This window comes from Vibrio splendidus 12E03 (genome assembly GCF_000272105.2).
In the GTDB taxonomy this organism is placed as follows: Bacteria; Pseudomonadota; Gammaproteobacteria; order Enterobacterales; family Vibrionaceae; genus Vibrio; species Vibrio splendidus_I.
Map to the genome: position 1 here is coordinate 1 of NZ_AJZD02000061.1, position 6,489 is coordinate 6,489.

The window sequence follows — 6,489 nt, forward strand, 5'->3', positions numbered from 1 at the left end:
CCCCCCGCCGACCCCTGCTGCATACCAGCGGTTAAACTCTTGCTGAGATTGGCCACTGCAAATCGCGAACAGTTCATCCGTTAGCCAAAAGCCAAGCAGTAAACGCCAACGAGCGGGAAGATGACTAATTTTGTCGCGCATCGACACGCTATAAAGAAAATGCCTTGAAGTAATAAAGAACGTGGTTAACAACATAGTCCCTAACCCAATGCCCGATTTGAACATCCCCGCCGCCACTAATTGCGCTGAACCCGCAAACAAAATAGCAGACATAGCCTGAGCTTGAAGCTGATTCAAACCAGCATCTATTGCATACGAGCCAGCTAATATGCCCCACGGTATTACAGCAATACTCAAGGGCATCGCAGCCAAAACGCCTTTCCATAACTGCGTGCGTCTATTCATTGTGTTGTTATCCATATTTTCCTAGTTCTCTTTGCATTGGCTATTCAATGTAAGAGAGGGTTAACTTATTCGATTGTACAAACTTGCTCTATATCTAAGGTATAAAGCACAAATCTCAACGCATCTTTACGTACTGACCCGGCGTATAACCGTTGGCTTTCTTAAAGTGACGATGGAAGTGGCTTTGGTCGTGGAAACCACATTCTTGCGCCGTATCGGAAATCGAATGCCCCTGTTTGAGCAACGTACGAGCCAACCTTAATCGAGACTGGATCTGATAGGCATGCGGAGGAAGACCAAATTCTTTTTGAAAGGAGCGCACCAAATGAAATGGACTCACAGCAGCTAGCTTAGACAGCTCATCGAGTGATACATCCGCTTGTGGAAAGTCATCTAGAAACTCTTTTACCAGTATAAGCTGACGTTGAACTTTGCTATCCAGTTGAGGCGTTAGACTCGACTCCCCGTGTCTGCTGATTAACTTAACCAACATCCCATACATCAAGGTTTCTCTGAGCAGGCGATTATCTGATTCTTCAATCGTATTGAAAACCAACCTCAGTTGATTGGAGAGTTCTGGATCTTCAACAACGGCTCTTGGGAAATAAGGGGCACCATAGTTAGGCAAGTTCAACTCTTGAGTGATCTTGGCGAGTTGCTCAGGAAGTGGGTACATTGCACGATATGCCCAGCCACCTTCAGTGGCAGAATGTCCGCTGTGTACCTCATCTGCATTGACCAAAATGATCGCATCTTGGGGGGCTATATGATGGCCGCCGGTTCGATAAAAACGCTGAGCACCCTGTTCTATCACACCGAACGTATAACCTTCGTGACTATGACGTGAGAAATTCTGCTTTTCGTATTCAGCATTGAGGATCTCAAGACCACCGAGTTCTTCCGTGATCTTATAATCGGCTTTCTCTTTAGAGCCCTTCTTGTTCTCCATAACCATCCTCAAACCTGCTAATCACCGAGCGATTCATCAGTCTACTCTATCGGCTCTTTGAGCTTTTGTACAAAATTGCGCATTCACCAATTAAATTAAAGAGCATTTTAACATTTGGTGCATTTTTAATTCACCGCCTCCGGCATGACAAGATGAGTATCAGAGATAACATATAGCGTTAGCCGTGCCAGAAGAACTGGTACCAAGATCCCGCTAATCCGTCGTTTGGCAAAATACTGACAAATAGCATTATCGTACATGCTCATAATTACGTATCAGTCATCGTTCGTGAACCTAAGATCCATGAAAATAGCTCTAGCTACCTTGTTTCTGTTAAACCTAACCGGATGCACTCACAATCAATCGAAAGCACTAAGCATGAACTCGTCATCGGTTAATTCATACCCACAATCGATGTCGAACCTGCAACTGTGCGACACCTTGTATTACGGTAGACCAAGTAACCAAACACTGGCTGCAATTGGCAGTGAATTTAATCGAAGAGGATTATCAAAGAGTTGGTGTGATACCGAAACCAACAAGCTTTATCTAACAAAGACGATTGATTGGGTAGCTGAACAAGTCGAAGACAAAGAAGATTCAGAGGAAGAAGCGTCGGCAGTGGTGTTGCCAGCGAATTAAGAAAGATGAAACGTTCTTGAACAAGAAAAAGGCAAACTTCAGATAGCAAAAAGCCGCTCTAATTGAGCGGCTTTTTTAAGGTGATGCTTGCAACATAAGTCAGCATAACTAGAACAAACTATCAAAGACTTAAAATACTGTTTGCAGTATAAGTTCGCATAACATTGCATCAAAAGTCTGCAAATTTGAACAACGACTAAGATTCAACGTAGTAAATTTACTACGCTCCAATTAATCCTCTAGCAGACATAATCGACAGACATAATCGACATGTGTGTAACAAACTTTTGGACAAAAGTTTGCTAGTGACTTTGCTAATGTAGTTTTTCATGAATTACTTTAGGTATGGCAAAGTCACTTTTAGTATGTGAACACAACTGGACAGATTAAATTATTCAGCAGTCTTTCTATCGACCAAATCTAATAGTTTTGCTGCGACGAATAGATCCTGAATGGCAATGCCAGAGCTATCAAAAACGGTGATTTCTTTATCCGTTTTTCTCCCTTGAGCATTTTCCGTTATGACCTGACCAATCTCAGTAACGAGTGGATTTACCGTATGTTGAAACTCCCCTATAGCAACCGATTGCATTTTATAGTCGCAAAATAGCCTTGCCGTATTATAAAGTTCTGGTGGTAGCTCTTGCTTACCAACGTTATCCGCCCCCATAGCAGAAATATGGGTTCCACCCTTTACCCATTGGGCATCAAATAAAGGCGATTGGGCTGTTGTCGCGGTTACAATAATATCAGCTTGCTCACAAGCAGTTTGTGCACTGGCACTTTCCGCATTAATACCCTGTTGCTTTAATTTTTCAACAAATGTTTCTGTGTTGCTTCGGCCTACGACCAAAACTTTTTCAATCTTACGAATGTCACAAATTGCTAAGACCTCGAATTCAGCTTGATGTCCAGTGCCAAATACAGCCAGAATCTTTGAATCTTTTCGAGCCAGGTAGTCAACAGCTACAGCATCAGCAGCAGCCGTTCGATAGGCATTTACCTTACTTGCTGCAATTGCTGCCTGCAATTCACCTGTATCTGGCTTTAGTAAAAAAACAGTCGTTCCATGGCATGGCATATCTAATTCCCGATTATTGGGCCAATATGTCCCTGTTTTCCAACCGACGAAGTTGGATGTACAAGCTGACTTTAAAGAAAATGTGGAGCCGTCTTGCGAACCAGCAGCATTAACGACAGGAAAGAGTGTTGCTTCGTCACTCACTGCCGCTATAAATGCTTCTTTTACAGCATCATAAGCAAGTTCATGAGAAATAAGCTGTGCTGTTTGTTGCTCATTCAGATAAATCATTTACCACCCCTGAACTCGATTCCAAGTTTCATAAGTTTCATTTTTAATATCAAACACATGGTATTGCTTGTGCATTGATGCCATGGCACAGGCATGGTTAGGCAACACATGTATACGACTACCAATTGGAAAATCAGAAAAGTCGATGCTTTCACCATTTACGGCTTCAAGAATACCGTGCTCCTGATTGACACTTGTAACTTGCACATTAGAAATTGGGGCACCGCTATTTTTCGTCACTAAGCCATATCCGCAATCAGTTGGCTGGTTAGCCGTGCCACGATCTGCTGATAACGCCATCCATCCAGCGTCAATTAATACCCAACCTTTTGCTTTGTTATGCCCAATGACGGTTGCAACAACACTGGCAGCAATATCGCTATACTGACAAACACCGATTCCCGCCATAACCAAGTCAAAAAAGGAATAAACTCCCGCTCTTACCTCTGTAATATCTGTAAGGTCTTGATAATGGTGTGCCGTTGGTGTTGAGCCTATACTGACAATCTCACTGGTGATGTCATGCTGTTTCAATATATCAACAGCTTCTATTGCAGCCTTAACCTCATTGGCGGCACTATTTTGTAATGAGAGGGGGTCAAAACAGTGATATGACTCCCCTGCGTGACAAAGTATTCCCGCAAACTGGGCCTTTCCACTACACAACAACTGGGCAATATCTAATAACTTAGGGTCTTCAGGAGAAACGCCACCTCGATGTCCGTCACAGTCCACCTCGATCAAAGCAGCAATAGAACACTGATTTTCTATACAAAACGTATTGAGTTCGATGGCTTGCTCCACACTATCCAGCAGTACAGTAATATCAATTCCATTCGAAATGAGTTCAGATATTCTGTGTAACTTTTGAGCTGAAATACCGACCGCATAAACGATGTTGTTATACCCGATACCAGCGAGTTCTTCCGCTTCTTTCACCGTCGAAACGGTAACAGGAGCAGAGTGATCTGGTAATAAGTATTGAGCCGCTTCAAGTGAACGAATCGTTTTGAAATGCGGTCTCAATCTTGCCCCTTGTGATTTTATTTTACTTCTCATTCGGGTCAGGTTTTTGAGAAATATACACTTATCAACATACATAAATGGCGTGTCAATTTTTTCATATTGAGCCATCAACGTAGAAGCTTGATTCAAGCTAGACATGTTTTCTTACCTCTGCGATTAGATCCAAGTATCACATTCTAGTATCCACTAATTAGATTTTTCCGTACATTAACAACTATTAACTTATAGATTAGGTTTAAACCAAATGGTTACTACTGAAGATTTGAAGTTTATTGTGACAATAGCTGAAAACCGTACACTGGCTGAAGCCGCCAGAGCACTGAATATCACACCTCCATCAGTCACACTTCGGCTTCAGCATATTGAAAAGAAGCTAGCGGTAAAATTAATTCAGCGACCATCCAGAATCGTTACCCTGACCGAAGAAGGTCAACTTTTACTCAACAAAGGACGTTTGATCCTCCAAGGTTTAGACGACTTGCAAGAGCAGATTAACGAAAGAAAAGAACAAGTTTGTGGCAAGCTAAGAGTTCTGGCTCCACTAGGGTTTGGTAACGACTACATAGCCCCTTGGCTTGGTGAGTATAAAGCCATGCATCCGCAATTAGATGTTGAACTTGAACTCTCTGATAACCCTAATTGGGCCAAACATCATAAGTGGGATATTATTATCTATATCGGCGAATTAAATGATTCATCTCTCAAAATGATCACACTGGCGTCAAATCAACGCTTTATCTGTGCATCACCCAAATATATCGAAAGACAAGGATGCCCCACAACGCCAAATGAATTGACTAGGCATGAATGCATCGCACTTCGAGAAAATAATGAAGATGTAACGTTATGGCAATTTGAAGACGAGAATGGCCGTCCTGACATCGTCAGAATTACACCTACACTAGCAAGTAACGAAGGTAGAGTGATCAAAGATTGGGCGATATCAGGACTCGGGATTATTATGCGTTCTGAATGGGATGTTCAACCTCAAATTAATAATGGTGATTTAGTGCGTCTGTTACCTACCTATTCACTCCCCAATGCGAATATAGTGGCGCTATTAAGTAGTCCAGATAAAGAGCGATCAGCTCGAATTTCAGGTTTTATTTCATTACTGAAAGATCGGATTACACCAATGCCATGGAAATAAGATAGTTGGAACAGGATGTAGAATAATCAGAGTAAATTAATATCAGTTTTGTATTAGATTATGTAAGTCAAACAGCCCCATCAGCACAACTAAAGAGCTTTTGCTCTAAGTTGTTTCGGGGCAGAAATAATTCACGAAACAGGTTGTACCGCAATTGTGCAACAGGCTGTTGCAGAATTGGCAACAACTGAGTTTTTCCTCGAAACCTTAGTAATTGATACTAGAAAAGGATGTATCCGAGTATTAAGCCCACAACCATTATGATGATACTGGTTAATGTCATATTGTTGTCGACCCATTCATCAAGCTTATTCATTCGAAGTTCCTCTTTCTTTGCTAATCATGTCAAAACCATGTTCAATACCATGAGTTACTTCACGTAAGAGTGTCTTATTTGGTGAATTCAAATTAGCTATAACCCGACCAATTTCATTGCCCAAATCACAAAGCTCAATATCACCATCAGGAAGGCGATCAAGTGCTAACTTGAGGTTTGAAAGAAAAATATCTGGGTTCACAAAACCTGAACTAAGCTCATCGAAAACCTCATTTCGGTTAGCCATTAAATCATCTGTAATCCGCTCTACCTCGTCGGCGAAAGGCACCCAATCAGGCTTTGTTTCGGTCTTGGTGAGTAAATCACTGTGGGCATTATAAGGAGTAATCCCTTCTAACAGCTCTTTTTCGGTCAGCTTTTTCTTGCTCATCTCATACAACCTAGCAGGAATTTTAGATAAGTTGCAGTATAGCAAAATCAGCTAGACTACCGTTAGAGTGAATGCGCTTAAACAAACTTCGCGGCATTTCCATGTTAGAAAGTGGGACGAATAAAACCGATTGTAAACAAACAAAAGCCACCAAGCTTAAACTTGATGGCTTTGATTTTAACTGCTTGTTCAGCAGGAAGGTTGCTTTCTTCCTGGCCTATTCTTAACTGCCTATGCGGCAGGACACATCGGTACAACTAACTTTGATATGTTCGTGCGACCTGAGGTCGTATGAAGC

The 6,489-nt window shown here is 41.9% G+C and carries 7 protein-coding genes; 2 read left to right on the top strand and 5 right to left on the bottom strand.

Annotated features, from left to right (window positions below):
- Together A142_RS05440 and A142_RS05445 are read right to left on the bottom strand one after the other, a co-directional pair.
- On the bottom strand, positions 1-420 hold a 420-nt coding region (locus A142_RS05440; RefSeq protein ID WP_019822887.1), incomplete at its 3' end, for an AzlC family ABC transporter permease.
- Between the two features lie 100 nt (positions 421-520).
- Complete coding sequence (locus A142_RS05445) at positions 521-1,354, bottom strand: AraC family transcriptional regulator (RefSeq protein ID WP_029405491.1); 834 nt, start codon at positions 1,352-1,354, stop codon at positions 521-523.
- Between the two features lie 303 nt (positions 1,355-1,657).
- Between A142_RS05445 and A142_RS05450 the strand changes: the two genes are divergently transcribed.
- Entirely contained in the window at positions 1,658-1,996 is a 339-nt protein-coding gene (locus A142_RS05450) for a hypothetical protein (protein ID WP_019822891.1), read from the top strand.
- Between the two features lie 391 nt (positions 1,997-2,387).
- On the opposite strand, the gene A142_RS05455 is transcribed toward A142_RS05450, so the two are convergent.
- The gene (locus A142_RS05455) at positions 2,388-3,308 is read right to left on the bottom strand and encodes an ornithine cyclodeaminase family protein (RefSeq protein WP_019822893.1); all 921 of its coding nucleotides are present in this window, start codon (positions 3,306-3,308) and stop codon (positions 2,388-2,390) included.
- Entirely contained in the window at positions 3,309-4,472 is a 1,164-nt protein-coding gene (locus tag A142_RS05460) for an alanine racemase (protein ID WP_019822895.1), read from the bottom strand.
- Positions 4,473-4,578: 106 nt separating this feature from the next.
- Here A142_RS05460 and A142_RS05465 point away from each other — a divergent pair, with 106 nt between their 5' ends.
- Positions 4,579-5,484, top strand: coding sequence for a LysR family transcriptional regulator (locus tag A142_RS05465; RefSeq protein ID WP_019822896.1), 906 nt, complete (start codon positions 4,579-4,581; stop codon positions 5,482-5,484).
- 308 nt (positions 5,485-5,792) lie between these two features.
- On the opposite strand, the gene A142_RS05470 is transcribed toward A142_RS05465, so the two are convergent.
- On the bottom strand, positions 5,793-6,191 hold the full coding sequence (locus tag A142_RS05470; RefSeq protein WP_019822900.1) for a hypothetical protein: 399 nt from the start codon (positions 6,189-6,191) through the stop codon (positions 5,793-5,795).
- Between the last annotated feature and the right edge of the window lie 298 nt (positions 6,192-6,489).

Excerpts from the sequence above, each read along its gene's own strand:
- A142_RS05470 (WP_019822900.1), bottom strand. The coding sequence starts at position 6,191 with ATGAGCAAGAAAAAGCTGACCGAAAAAGAGCTGTTAGAAGGGATTACT.
- A142_RS05450 (WP_019822891.1), top strand. The coding sequence starts at position 1,658 with ATGAAAATAGCTCTAGCTACCTTGTTTCTGTTAAACCTAACCGGATGC.
- A142_RS05460 (WP_019822895.1), bottom strand. The coding sequence starts at position 4,472 with ATGTCTAGCTTGAATCAAGCTTCTACGTTGATGGCTCAATATGAAAAA.
- A142_RS05445 (WP_029405491.1), bottom strand. The coding sequence starts at position 1,354 with ATGGAGAACAAGAAGGGCTCTAAAGAGAAAGCCGATTATAAGATCACG.
- A142_RS05455 (WP_019822893.1), bottom strand. The coding sequence starts at position 3,308 with ATGATTTATCTGAATGAGCAACAAACAGCACAGCTTATTTCTCATGAA.
- A142_RS05465 (WP_019822896.1), top strand. The coding sequence starts at position 4,579 with ATGGTTACTACTGAAGATTTGAAGTTTATTGTGACAATAGCTGAAAAC.